Source organism: Magnetospirillum sp. (assembly GCA_027532905.1).
Classification (GTDB): Bacteria; Pseudomonadota; Alphaproteobacteria; order CACIAM-22H2; family CACIAM-22H2; genus Tagaea.
Map to the genome: position 1 here is coordinate 1163058 of JAPZUA010000001.1, position 25122 is coordinate 1188179.

Below are 25122 nucleotides of genomic sequence, written 5' to 3' on the forward strand. Positions count from 1 at the left end.
GCGACGCCGCATTCGCCAAGCCGATCAGTCCGCGTATCCGTAGTACCACTTGCGCAGATCGCGATACGTGATCGGCTTGTATTTCGGCGGATTGTTCGGCCCCTGGCATGTCGGCAGAACTTCGATCAAGGCATCCGCGTTCGGTCCGAAGAACACTGGAATCGAATAACGATCGACGGTGTTCGTATTGATAACCCGATGTTTCGTCGACAGATACTGATCGTTCGTCCATCGAACAATCAAATTTCCCGTATTGATGAGTAGCGTTCCGGGGATCGCCTCTACCGCCCGCCAATGGCCGGACGGCATGCGTACTGCGAGTCCCGACTCGCTGGCCGTCAGGAGCGTCATCATCGAATTGTCGGTATGTGGCGCAATGCCGTACTGGCGGTCGCCGATCGTTTTCTGCGGCGGATAATGCAGCAGCGACAGGTTGACATGCGGCACCTCGAAGAATTTGTCGAAGTAATCCAAGGGCAGATTCAATGTCGTCGCCCAAAGCGGCAAGAACTGCTTGCCAAGTTTTTCGGCCGCCGCTTGGTACTTCACTACGACCTCTTTGAACCCGGGCAGATTCTCCGGCCAGACGTTCCGCTCGACCTTTGGATCGGTTTCCCGGATGACTGTGAACTTGGAATAAAGATTCGTCTTCGCATCTTTGATGATGTTGACGTTCGCTCTGTTGGAGCGTTCCTCGCCGCCTCCTTGATAGCCGGTCTTGTGGCTATCGACGTCGATGTAGGGCACCCGGTCCTTCACTTCGGACGGAAGCGAATGGAAGCGCTTCGACTGCTCGAAAACCTGTTTGATGAGTTCTTCGGGGATGCTGTGTCCCTTGAGATAAAAGAAGCCGACGGTTTCGGTGATTTCTTTCAACTGCGCGGCGACGCGTTCGCGCCCACCCGGCTCGCCTTTCAGATAAGGCGACATATCGAGCGTCGGAATCTCCTCGTCGGAGTCCGGGTAGTCCATGAGCCTGAGCTCTTCTTCCTCGGTGAATTTCGGCATCGATGCAGTCGAACTGGTGGGCGCCGTTTGAACTATCGACATTTGCTTTCTCCTTCCCTGATTGGACCAATCATATCCTGATTGTTTTTGGCATACCATCATACAAATATGCCTTCTTAAGCGTCTGTATTACCGAATATTTCTCCGAATTAGCTTTTCTGGTTTTTTCGTTAGCCGAGATACATCGGCCGGACTTAGCTGCCGGCAATCGTTCCGGGCGGCAGCGAGCGGGCATATGCTGCGATCTCGCCCGGTCGTGTGAACCAAACTTTGTCGCGCAGTTTATGGTTCACGATGTATTGCAGCGCTTTGCGAAGCTGAGCGTAACGAAAGGGCTGTCCAACGACGAAAGTGTGCAGCGAAATGCCGCAGACCAAGGGTGCCCGCTCCGAGAATTCAAGCATCGTGTCGAATTGATCGATGATCATTTGGCTGAAATCGGTCGCCGACTGCATCCGGCTCAGCATCGTCGGGCTGTCGTTGATTTCGATAGGATAGGGCACGGACAGAATAGGTCCTGAGCGTGTCCGCATCCAAAACGGCTGATCGTCGGCGGGCCAATCCAGCAAATAGCTGTAGCCGGCTTCCTTGAGCAGATCCGGCGTAACGGCGGTTTCGGATATCCATGGCCCCATCCAACCTTCGGGCCGCACGCCGTGACCCGCCGCCAGCTTGTCGGTTGCTTCGCGAATGAGACGCGCCTCGCTCGGCTCGTCCAGATCGCCCTGGCGCTCAGAGTTTGTGCGTCCATGCCCGACAATTTCATCCGCCCGCGCCTTGATCCGCGCCACGATTTGCGGGCAGCGGTCGTAGACTGCGGAGTTGATCAAGTGGGACAACGGCAGTCCCAAAGAGTCAGCCAAATCGAAGATACGCCAGATTCCGACGCGCAAGCCGTAGTCGCGCCAAGCATAGTTGCGCGGGTCCGGTGGGGGTCCGAGCGAGGTCGGCGTATGCCCCATCGTGCCGCCGAAAGCGAAGTCCTCGACATTGAGCGCCAGGTAAAAAGCCAATCGTTTGCCGCCCGGCCAGTCGAAATCGGGCCGCTCAAAGATCGGCGAATACTCGAATCGGCCATGGTGCGGCAACGTCATCGGGCGCCCCTCGCTCCAGTACCTTCAAACATTCGCATTTGCCCCTTACCGAGCGCTTCGAGCGCCTTGATGTACCAAATTTGCTACATTTTTGAAATTCCGGCAAGCCATATAAATCGAGGTTCTGTGAGCTGATTTAACCCCCATCATAAAGTGTTCCATTTTTCGTACGATATGAAATACTTGCTGACGAGTTTTTGGACAACAGCTTCTAAAGGGCAATTGAACAGCGTGACGGACCCATCGGAGCGCATGTACGACGCGCTGATCGTCGGCGGCGGTAACGCAGCGATGTGTGCTGCCATCAGTGCGCGGCGCGGCGGTGCGAGCGTGCTCGTGCTCGAGGCAGCGCCAAAATTCTATCGCGGCGGCAACACGCGGCACACACGCAACATGCGCTGCGCCCACGATTCCGCGACGGAGACACTGACCGGTCCCTATACGGAAGCGGAATTCTGGACCGATCTTCATCAGGTCACGGGCGGTCAGACCGACGAAGAACTCGCCAAGCACATGATCGCCGAGTCCAAGGAGATGCTCGGCTGGATCGTCGAGCAGGGTGTGCGCTTCCAGCCGTCGCTCGGCGGAACCCTCAGCCTAGGCCGAACCAATTCGTTTTTCTTAGGCGGCGGCCGGGCAATGCTTAACGCGCTCTACCGCACGGCCGAGTCGCTCGGCGTCGAAGTTCTTTACGACGCGGAGGTCGTCGGCGCCGACATACGCGACGGGATGTTCCTGGCCGCTAGCGTCAAACGCGGTTCCAAGATCAAAAGGATTCGCGCCAAAACGTTGGTCGCGGCGGCTGGCGGATTCGAGGCGAACATCGACTGGCTCAAGCAATACTGGGGCGATCCGGCCGACAATTTCCTGATCCGCGGGACGCCCTACAATCGCGGCACCGTATTGCGCATACTGCTCGATGCAGGCGCTCATCCGATCGGCGATCCCACGCAATGCCATGCAGTCGCGATCGACGCGCGCGCGCCCAAATTTGACGGCGGCATCATCACGCGGCTCGACTGCGTCGTCTTCGGCATCGTAGTGAACAAGCACGCGCAGCGCTTCGACGACGAAGGTGCCGATTTCTGGCCGAAGCGTTATGCGGTTTGGGGCCGCCTCGTGGCCGCCCAGCCGGACCAGATCGCCTACATCGTTTTCGACAAAAGCGCTTCGACGCTGTTCATGCCGTCGCTGTTTCCGGCCATCGAGGGGCAGACGATCGCCGAACTTGCGGCCAAACTCGGCCTCGATACCGCAGCGCTCGAACAAACCGTCGCGCGCTTCAATGCGGCCGTGCGCCCCGGCACGTTCGACTCGACCGTCTTGGACGATTGCCGCACCGAGGGTCTTGTGCCGCCGAAGAGCCATTGGGCGCGTGCACTGGCGACACCGCCCTTCTACGCCTATCCCGTTCGACCCGGCATTACCTTCACCTATCTCGGCACAAAGGTCGACAAGACCGCCCGCATCCTGATGCAGGACGGCAAACCGTCGGCGAACATGTTTGCGGCCGGCGAGATCATGGCCGGGAACGTGCTCGGCAAAGGTTATGCCGCGGGTATTGGTATGACGATTGGAAGCGTGTTCGGGCGTATCGCGGGCCGGGAGGCCGCAAAACGTGCAAGCAACTGAAACGACGTCGCCTGCCCTGATCGAGGCCGACCGCCTGATGGTAGTCTGCAATTCCTGCCGCTATTGCGAAGGCATTTGCGCCGTGTTCCCGGCGATGGAGATGCGGCGCAGCTTCACGGCTGCGGATCTGCGCTACTTTGCCAATCTCTGCCACGGCTGCGGCGCTTGCTACGACGATTGTCAGTTCTCACCACCGCACGAGTTCAACGTCAATGTGCCGAAAGTGATGGCGCAGGTGCGCGCCGAATCCTACGCGCACTACGCATGGCCGCGTGCGGCCGCCAAGATTTTCGAGCATAACGGTTTGGCGGTGGCGCTTACTGCCGCACTGGGTGTTGCCGCTTTTGTGGCCGGTTTCGTTGCATGGACGGATCCAAGCGTGCTGTTCGGCACGCATACGGGACCGGGTGCGTTCTACCGGCTGATGCCCCACAATGCGATGGTGCTGCTGTTCGGCGCCGCGTTTTCGTATGCGTTGCTGGCGCTCGCGATGGGTCTGCGGAATTTCTGGCGCGACGGCAAGGGGGCCGAGGCGGCGGCCTACGCGGCGGCCGGGCACGATGCGGCGACGCTACGCTATCTCGACGGCGGCGGTGCCGGCTGCCAGGACGGCGACGGGGCCGAAAGCGACAATCGGCGCCTGTTCCACCATCTGACACTCTACGGCTTCTTGCTGTGCCTCGCCTCGACCACCACCGCGACGCTCTACCACTACGTCCTCGGCCGCGAAGCGCCCTATCCTTGGTACGACGTGCCGGTCGTGCTCGGAACCTTGGGCGGGCTTGGCCTGCTCGTGGGCCCGATCGGGCTGATGCGCGAGAAGGCCAAGCGCGACCCGGCCACAAAAGCGACTGGGCTCGTAGGCATGGAAACGGCGTTTGTTGCGATGCTGTTTTTGACGAGCCTCAGCGGGCTTGCCCTTCTGGTTCTGCGCGAGACCCCGGCGATGGGGCTGCTCCTCGCCTTCCATTTGGGCGTCGTGTTCGCGCTGTTCTTGACGTTGCCCTACGGCAAGTTCGTGCATGGGCTCTATCGCTATCTCGCCCTCGTGCGCTATGCGCAGGAGCGAAAATCGGGCCCTTGAGGGCGCCCGGCAGGCCGCGCTTGACCTGCGGCCGTCCATATGCACATTGCTTGGCCCAACAGGCTTGGTTTCGTTTTCTTTTGAACGGCTTATGGCGGCGAAGCGAGCCGTGTGTTTTGCAACGATTGGGCAGCGCGGCAAACAGATGACACTTCGTTATGACGACATTGGGAACCGTCTCAAAGCCTACCGCATGGGCTCAGGCTTGAGCGCCGACGAGATCGCCAAGCAACTTGGCATCTCGCGGACGGCTCTTTACCGTTTCGAGAAAGGCGAATTGGCCAAGATCGAGACGCTGGAAAGGCTGGCCGAGCTGCTCGGCGTATCGATCCCTACCCTGCTCGGCGTCGGCATCGAATACATCCCCTCCGCTGTCGGCTACTTCGAACGGCTTCGCCAGATCGAAGAGACGGCAGAGCATATCGTCGTGCTATCCGGCCCTATCTCGTTTTTGCTCGGGTCCGAAAATTTCTTACCGACTCTGCAAGACGTGCTGACCGAAAACATCAGCAGCACGATCGAAAACCAAGCCCAAGCGCTGAGCGATATCAAGCAGATCATCGAAATACTGCGCCAGCGCAAAGAACTCTATCGGCGACGGCGGCCGACGATCGTCAACATGATGTCGGCCCTTGAGATCGAGCGCTTTCTGGATCACGGTTTCATCGGGCGCGCTGGGCTTGCGGATGCAGAAATCCGAAAAAGAAAGCAACTCGCACGGACCGAGATACAGCATTTTGCATCCCTGATCGATCAGCACCCGATCGGGATCCAAGTAGGTATCGTAACGGATACGCTGCCGTTCACGGGTTTTCAGCTTTTTCGACAACCAGACCGGAAGTTGCTAGTGCTGAGCCCGTTCAGGCTCGGCAGCGAGCCAAACGTTCGGGTCGGCGTCGCAACGATTACGTCCGCGCCGGATGCGGTCAATCTCCACGAAAAATCGATCGACGAAATGTGGCGCCGAGCTCTCAAAGGTCAGGCAGCCGCCGAGTATCTCCGGCGCCTGCTCGCAAACGACAGCGAACCCGACGTCCCCAAGAAAAAGAAGTAATTGACGTAATTTTGATCTGACCGGGATTTCTTGAGCCAGGCTGAATAAGGCGATCAGCTTGAAATGATACCGCCTAAAACTTAAATCCGTTTTAAGTGGGAATTAAAGTTCTCACATTCATCCGCGCTGGCGTGCCATAGCGGGTGAAACTGGGCACTATTGGCGACGAGCAATGGATGTCCCCTAAAGTCGTTCGGCACACGGCACGTCGATTAACGAATAGCGTGCCATAGTCGATGTATAGGGGAACTTTTTGAGCGAGACAGGAACAAGTGGAAATTTCCTGTAATTATCTGAAATTCTTAGATTTTCTATCTCTAATGTCTCTCGAGATCGATCTTCCTTATACTTTTTTCAAGAAGACATCCTTGGCAACTGACATCGCCATTACGGCGCATGGCCAGCCAGCATAGAACGCTAGGTGCGTAATGGCTTCGACAAGTTCCTCTTCCGTGAGTCCGTTCTGTTTTGCTATTGCGAGATGGGACCGGAGCTGCTCCGGACGATATGCCGCAACAAGCGCGCTGATTGTCACCAAGCTGCGATCACGCTTGGAGAGCTGGGACCGCTCCCAAATATCACCGAACAGTATGCCATCAGTCAATTCGACCATTTTTGGCGCGATGTCGCCGTATAGTTGCTGCGCGCGCGTGGGCGGTAGATCAGATATCGACGATACTGGTTGCTCAGGATTCTTCGTAGAGTTTGTCATCTTTGCCTCAATGAGACCTATCCCACTTAAGGACGAAGCACATCGCGATCGTCCGGGCACTAGCGGCACTCAAGTCAATACGAATCAAACCTCCCGACCGCTCTGAGAATGAAAACGCCGAAGGCACAGGGAGTTTGGCATTCCCTTCTGTCGATGCCACGTCCCTTCGGCAGGTGACTTGGTTCCCGACGACCGCCTGCTTAGTCTAACCTGTCTGAAGTTCTTGAGGTGCGAGACTAATTGAGCCTCCATCTCAACGTTACAAAAGTGGACATCGAATCAGCTATAGAGGATCCCTGCCACGGGATCGGAGACGCGCCATGTCACTTGTCAAGAAAGTCCACCATGTCGCCTATCGCTGTAAGGATGCGAAGGAGACGGTGAACTGGTACCGAAAATATCTCGACATGGAATTCATCCTCGCAATTGCCGAGGATGAAGTGCCTTCAACAAAGGCGCCAAACCCTTACATACACGTCTTCCTTGATGCCGGAGACGGGAATGTTCTTGCGTTTTTTGAGATCGTCGGGCAGCCGCCGATGGATCGAGACCGCAACACGCCGTCCTGGGTGCAGCATCTCGCGCTGAAGGTCGACACGATGGAAACGCTTCTCGCGGCGAAGGCGCGGCTCGAGGCCGACGGCATCGAGGTCGTGGGACCGACGAACCACACGATCTTCAAGAGCATCTACTTCTTTGACCCGAACGGCCATCGACTTGAACTTGCGGTGGATTGCGGCACGCCTGACATGTACCAGCGTCTGGATGCTGTAAAGTGGGAGATGCTCGAAGAGTGGAGCAAAACCCGGCGCGCACCGAAACACGCTCGATGGATGCACGAAATGCCCGACGCCTGACCCTGCGACGCGGGATTCCGAATGAAAGCTGGATCGACCCGTCAACCGAACGTGGGCGATGGCAAGATACGCCCGCTGCAGGCGCCGAAGCCGATCCGATGGTCTTGCCCGCGTGCGTATCCCCGCAGCGTCACGACATCGCCGTCTTCGATGAACGTGCGGCTCGCTCCCTCGTCCAGCCGTATCGGTCGTTTGCCGCCGTGGGTCAGCTCCAGCAGGGAGCCCTGACTTCCATCCGTCGGCCCCGAGATCGTGCCTGAACCGATCAGGTCGCCAGTCTCCATCTTGCAGCCGCCGACCGCATGATGCGCGATCTGCTGCGCAGACGAATAGTACATCTCTCGGTAATTGGTCCGACTTACCGTGGTCGGCGCGTGCGCGCCGGTCGGCGTCAATTGAACCTCGAGATCGATGTCGTAGAGCATCGGACCGGGCTCATTAAGATACGGCAGTAGGGGACGCTCGCGCGGCGGCGTCGGAGTCCGGAACGGTTCCAGAGCGGCTGTCGTGACGATCCAGGGACTGATCGTCGTTGCGAAGACTTTCGATTGGAACGGGCCAAGCGGCTGATACTCCCAAGCTTGGATGTCCCGCGCAGACCAGTCGTTCAGGAGCACATAGCCAAACACCAATTCGTCGGCCTGTGCGACGGAGAGCGGTGTCCCCATTTCCGACGGCAAGCCAATGACCGCGCCCATCTCCAGCTCGAAATCCAGACGGCGGCACGGACCGAACACCGGCAGATCGGCGTCCGCAGGCTTCATCTGACCCAACGGTCGCCTGATCGGTGTGCCGTCGACGACAACCGTCGAGGCGCGTCCGTTGTAGCCGATCGGGATGCTGAGCCAGTTCGGCGGTAGCGCGTATTCGGGCCCTCGGAAAAGCGTGCCCACATTCACAGCGTGGTTCTTGCCGGCGTAGAAATCCGTGAATCCGGATACCTTGATCGGCAGATGCTGCACGACTTCGGACAGCGGTCGAAGAGCCCTGGAACACAAGGAGCGGCTACCGCTCAGGCGCGGATCGCCGCCGTCGATCAGTAGGTCGGTCAGGCGTTCACGGACCTGACGCCACTTACCACGCCCCCGCGCCATGAACCCGTTCAGCGCGGATGCCGCGAACACCGACGTCCAATCGCGGCCGAACCATCCTTCGCTCTCGAGTACCGACAGATCGAGGACGCTTTCACCGATGGCCACCCCGCAGCGTGGGGCTTCGCCTGCCGGGCTGAAGACACCATAAGGTAGGTTCCGAAGCGGAAATTCGCAGTCCGGGGCATTCGCATTTTCAAGCCAGCTCTTCATGTCGGCAGCGATCATCCAATGCCACGCCTTTCAGGAAGTCGGCATGGCCAAATTGCGGGTTGTAGCTTTCGCCATTACCACACCTACTGCCAAGCTTCGCGACATCCAAGTCCCCTTGGGAGGGGACACAAAAATTAGCCTTCTTCAGCCTTCTTCGGGCCAAATCGGCGTTGAATCAGCCCCGAAAAAATCTGATGATATCAATAATTAACGGGGTGGGGGGCTGCGCTGTGATCGAGAACATCATTCTGGAAATCGGCAAACCCCGATTCTCAGCACAGCTTTTTGACGGCGTTAGTCGAGCACTGAACCTGCGGCAGATGGTGGCATACCGATTCGACCCGATCGGGAAAATCGAACTGCTGTTCGCAGCGAGTCGGGATGGCGAAGATGCGATGCACCGCGCCATTCGTGACTATTCGACAAGCCTCCATACGAGGGATCCCCTCCGCTGTTACCTTCAAGCGCAACGCGAGCGGCAGTTGCGCGTCCATCATGTTGAGGCCCGAACGATTTCCGACACGTATTTCCGCCAGAACCTCTATGTGTCGCAGCGCATAGCGAGCAAGACCGCCATCGTCATCCGCCGACCGGCTGACGCCATCGCAATCGGATTCTTCCGAGGCGACGATGCGGGCGAGTTCTCTGATCGACAGTGGGATTTCTTGAATCGGTCCGCCGGCGCCGTTGCAGCCGCCGTTGAACGACATATCGATCTCTGCCGCGAACCACCTGTCGCCGATTGGGGAAGCCGTCTCGAGTCCGTCGCGTGCAGTCAGCCCCTTTCGCGGCAGGAGATCGCTGTGTGCAGCCAGATTCTCGAGGGCTATTTCAACGAAGCGATCTCACTCAATATGGGCATCTCGGTCCACTCAGTGATCACGTACCGACGGCGCGCCTTCGCTAAACTACGGGTCGGCACGCAGAACGAATTGTTCAATCTACTCCTGCGCGGGCGGGCCAACTAGCGTCTAGTCTGCCGTGTCGCATCCGGAGGCGACTTGTCAGGGCAAGCCTCGCCTATAATTTCGATCCCTGATCGGACGGCGAAACCTCGGGCAATCGCTTGTCCGATCCGTTTAGGAGCTTCTTATGGTCTATTGTGTAATTGGCGGCGCCGGTTTCATTGGTCGACGTGTCGTCCGCTCGCTTGCTGCTAAAGGGCACGAAGTCGTTTCCCTCGATATCGATTCGACACGACATTTCGACGATCTCGGAAGCCAGGTGCGGTCCGTCCGCATTGACCTCGCCCAGTTCGAGGACGTCGTAAGCGCATTCGCCGACCACCGGCCCGAAGCCGTCATCAATCTAAGCTACATGCGCGAGACGTTTCCACGGCCCGCCATGAAGGTTAATGTCCTCGGTATGGACAACTGCTTTGAAGCGGCACGCGTGTGCGGCGTCGAGCGCGTTGTCTATTCGAGTTCTATCGCGATTCACGGGCGTCAGGCGCCTTACGGCAGGCGAAAGATTACCGAAGACGACGCACCATTCCCCATCCGCCAATACTCCGTCCACAAGGTCTTCAACGAGTGGCAAGCGAAGGAATATCGCGAGAAACACGGAATGTGCATCGCGGGCGTACGGGCGGCCCATGTCGCCGGCGTCGATAAGCTTATCGGTTCCGTCGATCACGTCGAGTGTATCGTGAAACCGGCGCTAGGACAGAAAGCGGAGTTCGAATTTCGCGACCAGATGCGTTGTGTCATCCACGCCGACGATGCGGCCGAAGTCTTCGTGCTGATCGCGCTCGCGCGCGCACCGAAGCACACGATCTACAATTCCGGTGGCGAAACGCTCAGCATCGGCGATATTGCAGAAATGGTCCGAAGCGAAATCCCTGATGCCGAGATCGCCTTCCGAAACGAGACAGGCGGTGAGGCACAATCGACAGCCTACCTGTTCGATAACAGCCGCTTCGTAAGTGAGTTTGGCTTCCAATTCATGCCGTATCGGCAACGTATTCCGCAGATGATCGACGAAGTACGCAAGCGACCATCGGGGACCTGAGATCCACGCTTTGGCAACTCGTCAGGCACGTTTCCCAGCCATATGCCGTACAGCAGTATAGGCGAAAACAATCGCAGCTCCGATGTTGATGCCGCCCCCCGGGTAGAAACCGCGCATAACCGGCGAGATGTCCTGCCCGGAAGCGTAGAGTCCCTCGATCGGGTGATCATCGGACCCTACGACCTGGCTGTCCGCCGTCGCCTTCAAACCTATCGCGGTGCCCAGCGTTGAAGGATAAATCCGGAGCGCCACATAGGGCGGATTGCAGATCGGACCGAGATTTGGGTTGGGTTTTACTGATGGATCGCCGAGCATCTTAAACCCGAAAGGCGTGGTCCCGCGCCTGAAGTCAGGATCGAGTCCCGTGCGTGCATATTCGTTATTTTTTCTAACCGATTCAGTCAATCCGTTCGGATCGACGGCGATCTTTGCGGCAAGCTCCTCGATGCTTGAACCGACGACGATATAGCCGCTCCCTTCGTAAGGGCGAAGCGACGGTCGATAAGGCCGAATCATGCCCAGCCCCCAGCGCCAGACGAACTTACGATCACAGATGAAGTAGAACCGGTTGCCGTCAGCAACTCCGTTCTTGAACATCGCAGCACCGATATCGTGGTAAGTTGAAGACTCATTTACGAACCGCTTCCCGGTTGCATCGACCGCAATCAGGCCAGGCTTCCCTCGATCTAGATAGCCATAGAGGATCGTTTCTTCGCTGCCATCCGGATGCTTTAGGACAGACGATGGCTGCCACAGGCCGGAACCAACCACGTTGTCGTCGATCACGGCACCGATCTTTCGTGCCGCATTGATGCCTTGGCCGACATTCCCGATCCAGCCAACCGAATGGTCGTGCGGATGATTGGGACCTAGCTCGCGCCGCATTTCGGCGTTGTGAGGGAACCCACCGGTCCCAAGAAAAACGCCACGCAACGCGCGAATGCGACGTTTCGTACCGTCTTGATCCACGACGGCACCGATCACCTTTGAATCTTCGACAATCAGCTCGATGAGTGGCGATCGGACCCAAATGTCTGCTTTCATATTTCGCAGCGTAAGGAGCATCCGAGCGACGAGGGCGTTACCGGCGCCTATGTCCGTACCGCGTGAGTATCTGAGGCGATCCATCGCAAATCGCGCCACCGTAGAAACCACAGTCGCGAAGCCACTAATTGACCGGAACGGATTGAGGAAATTATCAACTTTGCGCTTGTCGATCGACATCCCACCCAGAAGCATAAGGCGATGGATCGGCGGACGAAGAAGTTCGAAATCCTGTCCGAGTTTCCGCCCGTCGAAACGTCGCGGCTCAAGTGTCCGCCCTTCGAGAACACCACCCTCCGTCTCTGCGTGGTAGTCGGGCCATTTCACGTAGTCGTAGACGACTTCGGTGTCGCGCTGTAGCTCCGCGATCGCTTTTGGGCCAGCCTCTAGGAACGCCTCGACAAGATCAGAGCGGTAGTAGTTTCCAAGCTCGTTGCGTAGGTATATTCGCGCGTTCTCTACAGAATCCTGCGCACCCGCTGCCTTCGCTTGGTAAGTATTCGGCACCCACGCGAACCCACCAGACGTCGCCGTCGTTCCACCAATAACCGACATTTTTTCGCAGATAAGCACGCGGAGTTGCTGCTTGCGAGCGAAGATGCCCGCAGACAATCCGGCAGCACCGCTTCCGAATACCAGCAGGTCTGTCTCGTGGTCCCAGTTGGTGCTTGATGCTGTCATTTTTAAGTTCCTTGTCCGGTCCATCGCCGGATATCCGGTGATCGGCTTGGATTTCTGGTTCAGGCGCCGTCGCCATGTTTAGCGTCGCTCGGTGCCGGCGGGTCTTCGACGAAGACATCCCGAACGAGCTCTGGATCTACCTTGATCGATACCCCGGCCCGCTCTTGAGGAAGGAGCATAACGGAGCGAGCATCTCTACCACCCCAACCGCGGTTCATCGCCTCGAGGATATCGGCAAGCGCGAGATTGGCGATCCGCATAGGTACGCGCAGTTCACGACCGAGTTCGGTCGCGAGCTTCAGATCTTTCTCAACGATTTCCAGTGAAGCATGCGGCGGATCAAAGTTCGCCGGCAGGAATTCGTCTGCAAGGCCGTCAAACGTCCGTCGTCGGCCGATCGACCCTTGACGAATTGCTTTCCACAGCGCGAGCGGCTCTGCGCCTGCCTTGACCCCGAGCACAAACACCTCGGCAAGAGCCGCCTGCATGGCCTGACTGGCGCTGTTGTGAACAAGCTTTGTTACTAAGCCGGCACCAATAGCGCCAACATACGTTGGCTTGTCGCCCATTGCCTTGAGAACTGGCTTGAACCTGCTGAAAACTGCCCGATTACCGCCAACCCAAAATGCCATTCTCCCGCGCTTTGCACCGAGAGCGCCGCCGCTGATTGGGGCATCAAGCAAGTGGCAGCCCTTTTTCAGGAACGCCTCATTCAGCTTCTTGAGCAAGCCAATCGAGTTCGTAGAGGTTTCGAAGCAAGCACCACCCTCGCGCATGCCTTCGAGAATGCCGCTGGGGCCAACCGTCGCCGTCTCAATCGCCTCAAGGCTTGGAAGACAAGTGAATACCACGTCGCTCCGCGCCGCTGTTTCAGCCGCGGTGTTTGCCCATTGCGCCCCTGCGGCAATCTGCTCTGAAGCGGCGTCAGCACGAAGGTCGCTTACGATGATCCTGTACCCGGCGCGAAGCAGACTCATCGTCATGGGCGCGCCCATGACGCCGATCCCAATGAATCCAACGACCGGCCGCGCGCCGGACACTACGACGCAACCTTCTGGGGTGTTTCACCAGAAGCTCTGTACGCAGCACCTGCACCCCGCACCACCTCCACAATATGCTCAGGATTATCGATGGTCGTGCCGCGCCAGGCTACATGACCGTCGGGCCGGACGAGGACGAGCGGCATCTCGTAAAGATCAGCGATGCTGGAATCCGTGATCCGCTCGACAACGAACGGAACTCCGCGGCGCGCAAAGGCAGCCGCAAGCAACTCCGTGTCCGACTTATTCGAGAAGGCGAGAAGGACAAATTTCGCCCCGAAAAGATCAAGCATCGACCGTCCGTCCGCAAGCCATGCATGGGGTGCTCGGGAGCCAGGGCGTGCTGTCGGCACATAGACTCGGAAGTCGTCAGGAACCGGCGGCGTTCCGTCAGGAATGCAGATCGGGGAGCCTTCGTAACGATGACCGATCTGCAGGCCGAGCGACTCCCACTCGACACGGGTCGACTCCCGCAGTCGTCCTCCAACGCTTTCACGAAGACGCCGACCTTCGTCGGTGTCGTCAGCGATCGCACGGGTATCGGGAACATCGCGCCAAGCATTGTAGTTGGATGTCGAGAAACGGAGATTGCGCGCAGCGATCGGACGTCGCTCGGCTTCGTAACTTGCGAGCAGCTCGGAGCCCGCCCATCCTTTCAGCACGGCATCAAGCTTCCAACCGAGATCGAAAACCTCTTGCATCCCGGTATTCATGCCCATTCCACCGGTCGGCGACGTCGTATGAGCAGCGTCACCGACAAGGATTACGCGGCGATCGAGGAAGCGCTCAGCAAGCAACTCACTCCGGCGCCACGGAATAACCGAATCCACTCTGTATGGGATATCATTTGCCCCAAGCGCGCGACGCACCCAGTAGTCAGCGTCGAAAGTATCCAAGTTCATTTTCTCTTGGGACCCTAGGACGGTGATGCGCCAAACCGCGTCGCCATCCACGACCGTCATGTTGCCCCAAGTCCCTTCAGCATCTGTGAAAATATAGCGCTCCGCCTCTCCCATCCGGTGCTTCTTCGTAAGGCCAGGAGCGGTAATCAGAATGTTAATCGAATAACTGAGAAGCCGACCCTGCATCTCAATGCCCAGAGCAGTTCGAATACTGCTTCCGGCGCCATCGCAGGCAAGAAGATAGTCGGCATGAACCTCGAGCTCGTCGCCTGTAGCTAGGTCTGTCACGTATCCAACGACCGAGCTGTCGTGTTGAACAAAGCGATTGAAGCGATGGCCGTATCGCAAGTCATTACACGCGTAATCGCGCGCTGCATCCGCGAGGATTGGCTGCATCCACGATTGCGGGCACCGTTGCTTCTTTTCCGGCGTTTCTGGCGGCGTCGGCGCTGCCCGCATGCTTGGATACGGCTCTTTGGCAATAAGATGGCCGTTGAGTGAGGTGCAGAAAACCATGGATAGCTCGTAGTCCGGAGGGAAACCGGCATTGCGGATTCGGTTCGCAATCCCCCACTTGCGCGCAAGCTCCATCGTCCGGACAATGATCAGTCCGGTGCGGGGATGCGCGACATCGCCGCCGCCCTCGTCGATCACAAGCGTCTTGATGTTCCTGGAGCCGAGCTCGATCGCCATGCCGAGACCAACTGGACCAGCGCCGACAATCAAAACGGGGACGTGGATCGATTTTGCCGAATCGGGCTGTCGGCTGTTGGCCTGTGTCATTTCCCCTCCCATGTTCGCTTGCCGCATTGACTAACTAAGTCAACGTCCGTATTAATGTCGAATTGAATTTTGAAACCTGGAATATTCATATGCTGAATGGCGTCGATCTTAATCTTATGCGCGTGTTCGCGGCCGTCGATGCCGAACGCAACGTGTCCCGAGCGGCATCGAAGATCGGCTTGACTCAGCCTGCAATGAGCAACGCGCTCTCGCGGTTGCGTCGAGTCTTCGACGACCCATTGTTCGTGCGGACCCCCTCGGGTATGGAACCGACGGCGCTGGCGCTCGAGATGGCCGGCGCGGTACACGAAGCCCTTGTTCATTTCGAGCGCGCATTCGGGGGCCCGCGTGAGTTCAATCCGCAACGGGTCATACGTCGTTTCCGAATACTGATGTCCGACGCCGGCCAGATTGTTGTCCTGCCAACCCTGATGCGCGCGCTGTCGTTGAGCGCGCCAGGCATAACGATTGAGGCGGTTCAGATCCCGCGAGAACAGGTCGTCGAATCGCTCCAAAGCGGTTCGGCCGACATCGCGATCAGCCATTTATCCTCGCTTCGGGCCGGAATCTATCAAGAGCCGCTGTTCGACGATTCCTACTGCTGCGTGGCCTCCGCAAAACACCCCGTTTTGAGAGGATCGATCAGCGCACAGCAATTTGCAGCGGCAAAACACGTCGCGATCGCTTCGGGAAACGCAGAAGCGCTCGTCGAGCGGACACTTTCGAAGAAGCGACTGACCCGTGACATCGCATTGATTGTAACGCAATATCATATCGCCATCGAGGTAGTGCGCACCACCCGCTTGGTCGCAACAGTACCCCTCCGCTCGGTCCGCTCGCGGACCGACGTCCAAGTCATGGCGCACCCCTTGAGTATTCCGAAAGCGCAAATTCGTATTTTCTGGCACCGACGCGTAAACAATGACCCGGCCAATCAATGGCTGCGAAGATTCCTTCGCGAGACGCTCGTTCCGAAAAGCGAAACATCCCCCGTCCCGGAGAAGAAAAATGAATGATGTAGCCAAGCGGCTCGACGAAATCGAAGCTCGGATCGCAATTAGCGAGCTGCGCTCGGCGTATTGTTGGTATACGACGCGCGGCGAGCGGGATCTCGTAGTAGATCTGTTTACCGAAGACTGTGTCTTTGAGAATAATCGCGCTGAAGGGGAGAATCCGGCGATCGCGATAGGAAAGTCGGCGCTGCGCGCATATCTCAGCAAAATGGCACCCGGGCGGCGGATCCCCGTCGTCATGAACGAAATTCTGTCCGTATCGGAAGATCGTGCATCCGGCACATGCGTCATGCAGTCCTTCGGTAGTGATCCGTTCTGCGGGCACTATATAGACGAGTTCCTGAAGATATCTGGCTCATGGAAGTTTTCCGCCCGCCGTTTCTTTCCGTACTGGCCTATCTTCAAGCCGGACAAAGTCCGTCGAAAACCCTAGCGTTGCGAAGGTCCTGTACGCGCTGCCTGAACTGCTGAGCGAGCAAAGTCGGCGAGATAGTTTGCGACAGTTTCAGGACTCTCAATCATCGGGAAATGCCCGGTATCGGACATCACCTTTATGTCAACAGCGGTCGACAGACTGGAGAGTTTGCGCATCAGCGGCGTCTCTGTTGTTGGGGTCATGAATGTCCTGCCGAAGCCGGCCTGGAATTGCGTCGATTGGATGAGCAGTATCGGAACGCGCACAGAGCTCCATGTGCTGTTTCCGACGGCCGCCTCCCAGCGTATCGAATCGATCAGTATCTGCGCGCCAAGCTCCGCGTCGATGCCACTCGCCCGCTCGACCACACGATCAACAATGCTACGCTCGACTTTCGCGGGAAACATTGCTTGAAAGGACCGATTCACGAACCCTCGAATCCCGTCGCGCGCGAGGTCACCGTTGAGTTCGGCGATCTGGATCTCCGGATCACCGACATAGATGCTCCCGTCGACGAATGCGAGGCCGGCCACGGCTTGCTTCGACTGCCGGTAGCATTCCCGAATGACTTTTGTGCCCAAGCTATGACCGACAAAGACCACGTCATTGAGTCCGAGACTATCGACAACCGCGTTCACTTCCTTTGCGAACGTCGTGATTGAGTTCTCTTCGAGTGGCTTTGACAGGCCGTGGCCGGGTAGATCGACCGCAACACAGGCGAATCGGTCCGACAATTCGAATATCGTCGCATCCCAATCGTCGAGAGAGCATCCGAAGCCATGAACAAAGACGAGGTTGGGACGCCCCCCGCCGACCACTCTGAAGTTCAAGTTAGCGGGCATCGGGCCTACAACATCATCGGCCAAGTGATCTAACCTCGGAATCATGCGACACGCTGCCTTTCAGACTCCGGAATTTGAATGCGTGACATCAGACAAGACCCACAGTCTTTCTTCTAAGAAACTCGTCGAGGCCCGCCCGGCCGCCTTCATAGCCGATGCCGCTTCGTCGGTACCCTCCGAATGGCGCGCCAGGGTTCGTCCGGCTCGCGTCGTTGACGTAGACAGTTCCGCTCTTGAGCTGCGCGGTAACCCGGATTGCGCGCCGAAGATCGGCGGTGTGAACGTAATTAGAAAGCCCGAACTCAGTGTCGTTCGCCGCAGCGACCGCATTCGCCTCGTCCGCGAACGGTACAATCGACATAACTGGTCCAAATATCTCTTCTCGTATTAGCGCGCTGTTTGAGTCCACATCCTCGAACACCGCTGGCTCAACGAAAAATCCTTCAGAGAACGGGTGCGACAGAGCAGGTACCTTGCCGCCTGAAATCAACTTCGCTTCTTTTCGGCTTGTTGACTGATTGATCAGCGCAACAAGCCGATCACGAGCGACAGCCGAAACGACCGGTCCCATCGTCGTCCGCTCGTCGAAAGGGTCGCCGAGCACGATTCCATTTGCATGCTCGACCAGTGCCGCCCTGAAAGATGCATAGACACTCTCGTGGACATAGATCCTTGAACCAAAAGTACAAGATTGTCCGGCGTTCGATAGGCCTGCGCAGACGACTTTCGTTGCGAGGCGGACATCCGCGTCTGAGAAGACGAGGTGCGACGACTTACCGCCGAGTTCGAAGCAGAACGGCTTCACCAGCGGCGCCCCAGTCCGCATCATCGCCGAAGCGGCTCGCAGCCCTCCGGTGAAAGATATCTTCTCGACATCCGGATGTGCCACGAGGGTCTCACCCGCCTCCACGGCGCCAGGAACTATGTTCACCACACCAGCAGGGATCCCAGCTTCGACGCATGCTTGCGCGAATAGCAACGGGGTATATGGGGTTATCTCCGATGGTTTGACGACAACGGTGTTACCCGCCGCAAGTGCAGCCGGGATCTTCATCGTTAGAGACAGCAACGCCGAGTTCCAGGTAAGGACGATTCCAATCACGCCGTATGCTTCGAACCGCGTGTACTCGAAACGACCGGCATCGAGCGAAGCCGTAACATCCCCGCCGATTTTATCGGCCCAGCCTTGGTAAGTCCGGATCCAATCGACGGCAAATCTATGCCTAGCTGCGAAAGAACGCGCAGGCATACCGACCTCCGCCGCGGCAAGTGTCCGAAACTTACCTTCCCACGCCTCAACGATGTCAGCCAGCTTCCCGATCCGCGCCCGACGTTCGGTCGGACCAATTGATTCCCAGAGCGGCGCGGCACGTTTCGCAGCGGCGACGGCATGCCTAATTTCTTCAGCCCCACCAAGAACGACTGTTCCATTAATCTCTCCAGTCGCCGGATAGATGTGGCTTATCTCCCCGCCACTTCCGGCCGGGAGAAAAGCGTTCTCGATGAATATCTCGTTCTTCAACACTTGACGCGTTCCACTTTCTGTCGTTCGTCACCCTATCGCGGATGTCAGTCTGAGCGGTACGGCCGGGTGCCCGACATCCCCTGACGGGCACCCGGCCTTCGCAAGTCATTACGTAAGCTTTACTGACTCAAGTCGCGTGGCATATGGATCGCCCGCCGGACGTATCCATTCGGCAACCTTCCGCGTCGCCGCCCATTGCGAGTTCGACCACGGCCCTGTCCCGAATAGGAAATTGTCGTAGCAGAACTTGTGCATACGCTGAGCGATGGCCATTTGCTTGTCCGTATCGACCTCTGCCAGCATCGCCGCATGCATCGCATTTAGCTCCGGAACGTTATCGGTTGAGCCCCATTGTGCGCCGGTGATGAGCCAACCGGCGGTAGTCCGAAGATCATTCTCGAATGCGATCGACTGGATTCCGGCGCCGGTGAGCTGCCGGTTGACCAGGCGGCTAATGTAGGTCGAGGCCTCAAGCATGACGATTTTCGGCTTCAATCCTATGCCGCCCCAGTAACCAGCCACGGCTTGTGCAATTTCTGGAAGATTTGCGTAAGAACCGGACGGATAAGCCATCAGATCGAACTCAAAACCTTCCGCACCGGCCTCCCTAACCAACCGCCTGGCGCGCTCCGGATCATGCTTCCGGACCGCAAACAAATTCGCGTCGAAGCCTTTGCTCGCGGGGAAGACATGCGCATTGGGACTCGGCGTGCCCTGACGAAGCAAGCCGCGTACAATTTCATCTTGGTTTACGGAGATCGTAAGCGCTTCTCGGAACCGCACGTCGTTCCAAGGTTTGATGCCGCGCTGGACGTCGAAGTAGTTAACTTTCATAATTGCCGTTTCCGGCGCCCGGAAGATCTTAAGATTGGGATCAGCAGCAATCTGCATACCCTGGACGCCAGTAATCCCATCTATAATGTCGACTTCACCGGATCGGAGCTGCGCCATTCGGGTTGTCACCTCCGGCACAACATTCATTCGCACGGTTTTCACATTCGAAATTCGGTCTTTCCGGTAATGCCGTTCGTTCGCCTCCATTTCGATAAACGCGCCGATCTGGTTTCGGACGAGTTTGAACGGCCCCGTTCCCATAGGCTGGGTCCGGAACGCGTCTGGTCCGACTTTCGTGAAATGCGCCTTCGAGGACACATTCCACCAGATTGTGAACTCCGCCGTCCGCATCGGGGTCGGATTGAAGAGCTTCATCACGACTGTCCGCGCGTCTGTGGCTACAACGGACTCAATTTGTCGTTTTAAGCCGGGTACCTGCGGCTGCGGCGGGTTGCGCGTACTGAACGCTTCCCACGACCACGCGACATCCTCAGCCGTCACCGGCGAGCCGTCCCAGAACACGGCGTCGCCACGAATCGTGAAGGTGACGGTCTTGCGGTCGGAAGAAACATCCATGCCTTCCGCAAGATCGAACTCGAGTTGCCCCTTGTCGTCAAACCGGAAAAGCGCATTGTAAAGTGAATAGCCGATTGGGCGCGCGAGACCACCGCCCTGAAAGAACGGATCGACGGACTGGTCCGTGAGTGACGTCAGAGCGATCCGAAGTGTTCCCGCCGGTGCAGCATTGGCCCGCTTCGACACGAGCGAGCCTCCGACCGCAAGCGCCGACGCTGCCGCAGCGCCGATGAAGAGTTCGCGTCGATTTAGGCTGGCAATCAGATCTCCTGGATTCGACATTTCGTTTCTCCCTTTTTTGCGTTTTTGTTGGCGTTTTCAGGTGTGGACTCTATCCGGCAAAATGGCAGGCAACGCGATGGCCGGGGGCAATCTCCCGAAGCGTTGGCGCTTCGGCGGCGCATCGATCGGTTGCCGACGGGCAGCGGGTCCGGAAACGGCAGCCGCTCGGCGGATTCATCGGATTCGGCAGGTCTCCGCTGATTCGGCCTTCGAGATTTGGATTGCGCGGATCGGGCGGAAGGGAGGCCTCTAAAAGTCCCTGCGTATAGGGATGCTTCGGCGTGCCGTATATCACGTTGGCTGGCGCTGCCTCGACGATCGTACCGAGATACATCACGATCACGTCGTCACTCATGTAGCGTACGGCACCGAGATCGTGGGCGACGAATATGTAGGCAACGCCACTCTTGGCTTGGAGATCCTTCAACAAGTTCAGAACTTGCGCGCGGATTGAAACGTCGAGCGCGGAGACGGGTTCGTCGAGCAGAATCAGCTTTGGGCTGGTCGAGATCGCGCGCGCAATCGCGATCCGCTGGCGTTGTCCACCGCTGAATTCGTGCGGGTAGAGCGCTGCCGCCGATTTCGGAAGCCCTACGGATGTTAAAAGCGCATCAAGTCGTTCGCGTACGACTGCGCTGCGACCGAAGTTGACAAGAACTGGCTCCATGACCGATTCCTCAACCTTGTGTCGCGGGTTTAGAGAACTGTAGGGGTCCTGGAACACCGCCGAGACCGCCCGTCGAAACTCGCGCAGGCCGTTGCGATCCAGATCCCAGATTCCGTCGCCGAGAAAACTCACCTCACCTTCGGTCGGCGGCTCAATTCTAAGAATCATTCGGCACAAGGTCGTCTTGCCGCATCCGGATTCGCCGACAATCCCAAGAACTTTTCCCGCTCGGATATCGATCGAGACTCGATCGACCGCAGTAAGAGAGCCAAAACGCTTGGTAACGCCTTCAAGTCGCATGAGGGGTGCGGCGGGTCCGTGTGCCGTGCCAAAAGTTGTAGCTGTCATGCGGCACCTCCGTTCGTCGATCGCAGCCGCTCATGGACGACCCAACACGCACTCAGATGACTTGCGGAGAGAGCCACATCGGGCGGCACTTCCCGCCGACATATTTCGCTTGCCTCGCGGCACCGCGGTGCAAACGCACAGCCCGGTCCGAGCTTGCGCACGTCAGGTGGCTGCCCGTCGATCGAGAACAGCCTACCATTTTCGTCGGTTTCAACGTTCAACGAGCGCATAAGCGCCTTCGTGTACGGATGCGACGGCCGCTCAAAGAGCTCGGCGAGCGGGGCCTTTTCGACAACCCGACCAGCATACATGACCGCAACGTCGTCGCAGACACGCGCGATTACTGCGAGGTCGTGGCTGACCATGATCATGCCTAGTTGGAACTCCCGCTGCAGCTCACGCAAAAGCTTGAGAATTTGGAGCTGGATCGTGACATCGAGTGCCGTCGTTGGTTCGTCACACAGAATCAAGGCAGGATGGCACTCCAACGCCATCGCGGTCACAACCCGCTGGCGCTGACCGCCGCTCAATTGATGGGGATAGCTTTCAACTCGTGATTCCGGAGCCGGTATTCCAACCCGTCGCAGGGCAGCGACAACTCTCTCTTTGAGTGTCGCCTTATTCCGAACATTTTGATGCTGGCGCAGCGGTTCCTCGAGTTGATTCCCAATCGAGTAAACCGGATTGAGCGATGTCATTGGATCCTGGGTGACAACGGAAATCTGCGCACCGCGAATTTGGCGCATTTCGTCCTCGGAAAGCTTGAGGAGATCCTTACCGTTGAAAAGTATTTCTCCACTTTCGATGTTCCCAGCCGGTTTTGCGACCAGTCGGACGATCGACATCAGCGTCACACTCTTTCCGCTTCCCGACTCGCCGACGATCCCGAGCGTACGACCGCGCTCGACAGTCAGCGATACCCCGTTGACAGCCCTGCTCACGCCGTTTCGCGTCCGGAACGTCGTGGTGAGGTTCTTCACCTCGAGAAGTGGAGCCTCCTTCATGACTTGCTCGGTCATAGCTGACGGAACCTTGGGTCAAGTCGAACGCGCAGCCAGTCGCCGAGAATGTTGATCGACATAACGACGAGAAAGATTGCGATTCCTGGAACGGCGACAAGAGAGGTCTGGAAGCCGATAAAATTCTTGCCGGAAGCAAGCATACCCCCCCATGTCGCCTGCGGGGGTGGTACGCCGAGCCCAAGGAAGCTCAGCGACGCCTCTACGACAATGGTGGCGCCGAGTTGAAGCGTTGCCAAAATCACTAACGGATTGATGATGTTCGGTAGGAGGTGCCGGAAGAGGATGCGCGTGTTGCTGCAGCCGGCCACTTTCGCAAGCTTAACAAACTCCATCTCGCGCAGACGCAGGACCTCACTGCGGAGGACGCGCGCGTACCCGGCCCAGCTCATGAAGATCAGGGTCAAGATTAGATTTTGCGTACTAGCACCGACCGCGCCGACCACCGCAATAGCAACCAAGAGAAAGGGCACGGCAATGAAGACCTCGCACATGCGAGATATCAAGTTATCGATCACACCACCAAAGTAGCCTGATAGGAGAGCAAGGAATGTCCCGATCGAACCGGCACCCACGACGACGGCAAAACCGACAAGCAACGAGATTCTCGCGCCACTGATCAAACGGCTCAGCACGTCGCGGCCAAGGTCATCGGTTCCGAGAATATGCTCGAAGGTGCCACCGAGAAATACCGGCGGCAGATGCGAGTTCATCAATCTGACGGTATTCGGATCGTGCGGCGAGATGACTGGCGCCAGGAAACCAACGACGATCAGAGTCGCAATGATCCCGATGGGAATAACCGGAGCGCCGCGCAGCGCGTCTCGAACGGACTGAACGGAGAGAGCGTATGCCATCAGCGCCGAATCCGGGGATCGATAAGGCCATAGAGGATGTCTACGGCCAGATTTAACAATACAATCCCCGACGAAGAGATGAATACGATCGTCTGTACGAGAGGATAGTCACGCGACTCGATTGCTTGGATCGACAACTGTCCGATTCCGGGCCACGCAAAAATGTTTTCGACGATTACCGAGCCACTTACGAAGAAGACCAATTGCAGCGAGAACATCGTCATGATCGGCAGCACCGCATTGCGGAAGGCGTGCTTCCATACAATCACGTGCTCGGGCAGGCCCTTCAAACGGGCGAGCCGGATGTATTCGGCATGAAACACGTCGAGCATCGACGATCGAGTCATTCGCGTCAGGGAAGCCAACGAGAACCATGCGAGCGCGATGGAGGGCATGATAAAGGACTGCCACTGTCCCATCCCCGATGTCGGGAGCCATCGCAGATTCACGGCGAAGATTGCGATCATGAATATTGCGATTGCGAATGACGGTGCGGCCTGACCAATCATAGCAAGAACGTTTGCTGCCTTATCGACGAGGCTGCCGGCACGCACAGCTCCATAGACCCCGATCAAAACGCCGCCGGTCGCCGCTAGAAGTGCCGCAAAGAATCCAAGTTGAGCGGTCCGCGGGAGCCGTTCGAGATAGACCTCGATTGCAGGTTGGCCAAAGCGGAAGGACGTGCCGAAATCGAACGTGACTGCACCTTTTAGGAAGAGCCAGTATTGGGCAAGTAGCGGCCGGTCTAGACCGAGCGCTTGGCTGAGAGCAATTCGGTCCGCAGGCGTTGCATCCGGTGGGATTAGCAAAGACGCAGGATCGCCGCTCAGGCGGGCGAGCACGAATACGATAATGCTGATGCCAATGATCGTCGTAATTGCCTGGGCAAAGCGCGACAATAGATAGCGAGTCATGCCCGCACCGTATACGCGACAAAACGCGTACCCGCTGCACAGGCGAGGGCAGGCGTATAGTCGATCATTGCTTCAATGTACCTGTCTGAAATGGCTGCATCACATAGCGCTGTCGGAGAGGGCGGGACTTCTGTGAACGTCACATGAGGCCTCTATTCGGGGCGCTCTGAAACGATTTACTGTTTGCTTCGGCTTGGGCGTGCAGACACGGCACGCTTCGATGTTTCCTCCGACGAAACCGATGTTGGGTCTTCGTGTTGTTTTTGTGCTTGATGTAAGCAAGTGACGGCGAGGTTAGGAGCAATCCGACTCTGTGTAAACTTTCTTGATAATGGTGATTTGCTAAATCAGTTTTATGAATATGGCTGTCACATTCTTTGTATGTTTGGGTTCTGGTCGCCACACAAAAGACTGCTCATTCTTGATGGCGTTTTCTGCGATTCCGCGCTTCGGCATATACAGGCACGTACTTTATCTACCGACAGGCGCTCTTCAGTGGCGAATTCTCTAAATTGTACCTGCTTTAACAAGCGATGGCGTCTCCTAGGGGATTCGAACCGCTATACTGACCGTGAAAGTGACGACGATTAGATCAATGGAGTGGGGTCCGCTGATTAGTCTCTAC

General features: G+C 57.6%; 22 protein-coding genes. 8 read left to right on the plus strand and 14 right to left on the minus strand.

What is annotated here, in order from left to right:
* Nucleotides 1-24: 24 nt before the first annotated feature.
* Entirely contained in the window at nucleotides 25-1008 is a 984-nt protein-coding gene (locus O9320_05640; GenBank protein MCZ8310313.1) for a hypothetical protein, read from the minus strand.
* A gap of 194 nt (nucleotides 1009-1202) precedes the next feature.
* Nucleotides 1203-2102, minus strand: coding sequence for a polysaccharide deacetylase family protein (locus tag O9320_05645; protein MCZ8310314.1), 900 nt, complete (start codon nucleotides 2100-2102; stop codon nucleotides 1203-1205).
* Between the two features lie 231 nt (nucleotides 2103-2333).
* On the opposite strand from O9320_05645, the gene tcuA reads away from it, so the two are divergent.
* The 3 genes from tcuA to O9320_05660 all read left to right on the plus strand — a co-directional run bounded on the left by tcuA (nucleotide 2334) and on the right by O9320_05660 (nucleotide 5872).
* A complete protein-coding gene (gene tcuA / locus O9320_05650) occupies nucleotides 2334-3734 on the plus strand; it encodes an FAD-dependent tricarballylate dehydrogenase TcuA (GenBank protein ID MCZ8310315.1) in 1401 nt (466 codons plus the stop codon).
* Nucleotides 3721-4818, plus strand: coding sequence for a tricarballylate utilization 4Fe-4S protein TcuB (gene tcuB / locus O9320_05655; GenBank protein ID MCZ8310316.1), 1098 nt, complete (start codon nucleotides 3721-3723; stop codon nucleotides 4816-4818). Before tcuA ends, tcuB begins: the two co-directional genes overlap by 14 nt.
* 91 nt (nucleotides 4819-4909) lie before the next feature.
* The gene (locus tag O9320_05660) at nucleotides 4910-5872 is read left to right on the plus strand and encodes a helix-turn-helix transcriptional regulator (GenBank protein ID MCZ8310317.1); all 963 of its coding nucleotides are present in this window, start codon (nucleotides 4910-4912) and stop codon (nucleotides 5870-5872) included.
* Between the two features lie 343 nt (nucleotides 5873-6215).
* On the opposite strand, the gene O9320_05665 is transcribed toward O9320_05660, so the two are convergent.
* Nucleotides 6216-6584, minus strand: a complete 369-nt coding sequence (locus tag O9320_05665) for a carboxymuconolactone decarboxylase family protein (GenBank protein ID MCZ8310318.1) — start codon at nucleotides 6582-6584, stop codon at nucleotides 6216-6218.
* 320 nt (nucleotides 6585-6904) lie between these two features.
* Here O9320_05665 and O9320_05670 point away from each other — a divergent pair, with 320 nt between their 5' ends.
* Nucleotides 6905-7441 carry a VOC family protein gene (locus O9320_05670; GenBank protein MCZ8310319.1) on the plus strand — a complete coding sequence of 179 codons (537 nt, stop codon included), beginning with the start codon at nucleotides 6905-6907 and terminating at the stop codon, nucleotides 7439-7441.
* A 41-nt stretch (nucleotides 7442-7482) separates the two neighbouring features.
* On the opposite strand, the gene fahA is transcribed toward O9320_05670, so the two are convergent.
* Nucleotides 7483-8760, minus strand: a complete 1278-nt coding sequence (gene fahA / locus O9320_05675) for a fumarylacetoacetase (protein ID MCZ8310320.1) — start codon at nucleotides 8758-8760, stop codon at nucleotides 7483-7485.
* Between the two features lie 215 nt (nucleotides 8761-8975).
* On the opposite strand from fahA, the gene O9320_05680 reads away from it, so the two are divergent.
* Together O9320_05680 and O9320_05685 are read left to right on the plus strand one after the other, a co-directional pair.
* Nucleotides 8976-9713 (plus strand): helix-turn-helix transcriptional regulator, encoded by a 738-nt coding sequence (locus O9320_05680; protein MCZ8310321.1) that lies wholly within the window; start codon nucleotides 8976-8978, stop codon nucleotides 9711-9713.
* A gap of 124 nt (nucleotides 9714-9837) precedes the next feature.
* The gene (locus tag O9320_05685; GenBank protein MCZ8310322.1) at nucleotides 9838-10755 is read left to right on the plus strand and encodes an NAD-dependent epimerase/dehydratase family protein; all 918 of its coding nucleotides are present in this window, start codon (nucleotides 9838-9840) and stop codon (nucleotides 10753-10755) included.
* 21 nt (nucleotides 10756-10776) lie between these two features.
* Here O9320_05685 and O9320_05690 read toward each other — a convergent pair whose 3' ends face one another.
* From O9320_05690 to O9320_05700, 3 genes are read right to left on the minus strand one after another with little or no spacing between them, the layout of a single operon-like run.
* On the minus strand, nucleotides 10777-12480 hold the full coding sequence (locus O9320_05690; GenBank protein MCZ8310323.1) for an FAD-binding protein: 1704 nt from the start codon (nucleotides 12478-12480) through the stop codon (nucleotides 10777-10779).
* Between the two features lie 59 nt (nucleotides 12481-12539).
* Complete coding sequence (locus O9320_05695; GenBank protein MCZ8310324.1) at nucleotides 12540-13520, minus strand: NAD(P)-binding domain-containing protein; 981 nt, start codon at nucleotides 13518-13520, stop codon at nucleotides 12540-12542.
* Complete coding sequence (locus O9320_05700) at nucleotides 13520-15205, minus strand: FAD-dependent monooxygenase (protein MCZ8310325.1); 1686 nt, start codon at nucleotides 15203-15205, stop codon at nucleotides 13520-13522. Before O9320_05700 ends, O9320_05695 begins: the two co-directional genes overlap by 1 nt.
* Before the next feature lie 89 nt (nucleotides 15206-15294).
* On the opposite strand from O9320_05700, the gene O9320_05705 reads away from it, so the two are divergent.
* Together O9320_05705 and O9320_05710 are read left to right on the plus strand one after the other, a co-directional pair.
* Nucleotides 15295-16221, plus strand: a complete 927-nt coding sequence (locus tag O9320_05705) for a LysR family transcriptional regulator (GenBank protein ID MCZ8310326.1) — start codon at nucleotides 15295-15297, stop codon at nucleotides 16219-16221.
* Nucleotides 16214-16651, plus strand: a complete 438-nt coding sequence (locus tag O9320_05710; GenBank protein ID MCZ8310327.1) for a nuclear transport factor 2 family protein — start codon at nucleotides 16214-16216, stop codon at nucleotides 16649-16651. The genes O9320_05705 and O9320_05710 overlap by 8 nt, the downstream gene beginning before the upstream one ends.
* Here the strand turns inward: O9320_05710 and O9320_05715 are convergent.
* The 7 genes from O9320_05715 to O9320_05745 form a co-directional block, all read right to left on the minus strand.
* The gene (locus O9320_05715; GenBank protein MCZ8310328.1) at nucleotides 16648-17499 is read right to left on the minus strand and encodes an alpha/beta hydrolase; all 852 of its coding nucleotides are present in this window, start codon (nucleotides 17497-17499) and stop codon (nucleotides 16648-16650) included. The genes O9320_05710 and O9320_05715 overlap by 4 nt on opposite strands.
* A 64-nt stretch (nucleotides 17500-17563) precedes the next feature.
* Nucleotides 17564-19000 (minus strand): aldehyde dehydrogenase family protein, encoded by a 1437-nt coding sequence (locus O9320_05720; protein ID MCZ8310329.1) that lies wholly within the window; start codon nucleotides 18998-19000, stop codon nucleotides 17564-17566.
* 108 nt (nucleotides 19001-19108) lie between these two features.
* A complete protein-coding gene (locus tag O9320_05725) occupies nucleotides 19109-20692 on the minus strand; it encodes an ABC transporter substrate-binding protein (GenBank protein MCZ8310330.1) in 1584 nt (527 codons plus the stop codon).
* 49 nt (nucleotides 20693-20741) lie between these two features.
* The gene (locus O9320_05730) at nucleotides 20742-21707 is read right to left on the minus strand and encodes an ATP-binding cassette domain-containing protein (protein ID MCZ8310331.1); all 966 of its coding nucleotides are present in this window, start codon (nucleotides 21705-21707) and stop codon (nucleotides 20742-20744) included.
* The gene (locus tag O9320_05735) at nucleotides 21704-22726 is read right to left on the minus strand and encodes an ABC transporter ATP-binding protein (GenBank protein ID MCZ8310332.1); all 1023 of its coding nucleotides are present in this window, start codon (nucleotides 22724-22726) and stop codon (nucleotides 21704-21706) included. Before O9320_05735 ends, O9320_05730 begins: the two co-directional genes overlap by 4 nt.
* On the minus strand, nucleotides 22723-23583 hold the full coding sequence (locus O9320_05740) for an ABC transporter permease (protein MCZ8310333.1): 861 nt from the start codon (nucleotides 23581-23583) through the stop codon (nucleotides 22723-22725). Before O9320_05740 ends, O9320_05735 begins: the two co-directional genes overlap by 4 nt.
* The gene (locus O9320_05745) at nucleotides 23583-24497 is read right to left on the minus strand and encodes an ABC transporter permease (GenBank protein MCZ8310334.1); all 915 of its coding nucleotides are present in this window, start codon (nucleotides 24495-24497) and stop codon (nucleotides 23583-23585) included. Before O9320_05745 ends, O9320_05740 begins: the two co-directional genes overlap by 1 nt.
* Nucleotides 24498-25122: the final 625 nt, after the last annotated feature.

What these genes read in the sequence shown, in the direction of transcription:
- O9320_05725 (MCZ8310330.1), bottom strand. Translation starts at nt 20,692, where the DNA reads ATGTCGAATCCAGGAGATCTGATTGCCAGCCTAAATCGACGCGAACTC.
- O9320_05735 (MCZ8310332.1), bottom strand. Translation starts at nt 22,726, where the DNA reads ATGACCGAGCAAGTCATGAAGGAGGCTCCACTTCTCGAGGTGAAGAAC.
- O9320_05700 (MCZ8310325.1), bottom strand. Translation starts at nt 15,205, where the DNA reads ATGACACAGGCCAACAGCCGACAGCCCGATTCGGCAAAATCGATCCAC.
- O9320_05670 (MCZ8310319.1), top strand. Translation starts at nt 6,905, where the DNA reads ATGTCACTTGTCAAGAAAGTCCACCATGTCGCCTATCGCTGTAAGGAT.
- fahA (MCZ8310320.1), bottom strand. Translation starts at nt 8,760, where the DNA reads ATGATCGCTGCCGACATGAAGAGCTGGCTTGAAAATGCGAATGCCCCG.
- O9320_05730 (MCZ8310331.1), bottom strand. Translation starts at nt 21,707, where the DNA reads ATGACAGCTACAACTTTTGGCACGGCACACGGACCCGCCGCACCCCTC.
- O9320_05740 (MCZ8310333.1), bottom strand. Translation starts at nt 23,583, where the DNA reads ATGGCATACGCTCTCTCCGTTCAGTCCGTTCGAGACGCGCTGCGCGGC.
- O9320_05705 (MCZ8310326.1), top strand. Translation starts at nt 15,295, where the DNA reads ATGCTGAATGGCGTCGATCTTAATCTTATGCGCGTGTTCGCGGCCGTC.
- O9320_05690 (MCZ8310323.1), bottom strand. Translation starts at nt 12,480, where the DNA reads ATGACAGCATCAAGCACCAACTGGGACCACGAGACAGACCTGCTGGTA.
- O9320_05660 (MCZ8310317.1), top strand. Translation starts at nt 4,910, where the DNA reads ATGGCGGCGAAGCGAGCCGTGTGTTTTGCAACGATTGGGCAGCGCGGC.
- O9320_05665 (MCZ8310318.1), bottom strand. Translation starts at nt 6,584, where the DNA reads ATGACAAACTCTACGAAGAATCCTGAGCAACCAGTATCGTCGATATCT.
- O9320_05685 (MCZ8310322.1), top strand. Translation starts at nt 9,838, where the DNA reads ATGGTCTATTGTGTAATTGGCGGCGCCGGTTTCATTGGTCGACGTGTC.
- O9320_05640 (MCZ8310313.1), bottom strand. Translation starts at nt 1,008, where the DNA reads ATGCCGAAATTCACCGAGGAAGAAGAGCTCAGGCTCATGGACTACCCG.
- O9320_05745 (MCZ8310334.1), bottom strand. Translation starts at nt 24,497, where the DNA reads ATGACTCGCTATCTATTGTCGCGCTTTGCCCAGGCAATTACGACGATC.
- O9320_05645 (MCZ8310314.1), bottom strand. Translation starts at nt 2,102, where the DNA reads ATGACGTTGCCGCACCATGGCCGATTCGAGTATTCGCCGATCTTTGAG.
- O9320_05710 (MCZ8310327.1), top strand. Translation starts at nt 16,214, where the DNA reads ATGAATGATGTAGCCAAGCGGCTCGACGAAATCGAAGCTCGGATCGCA.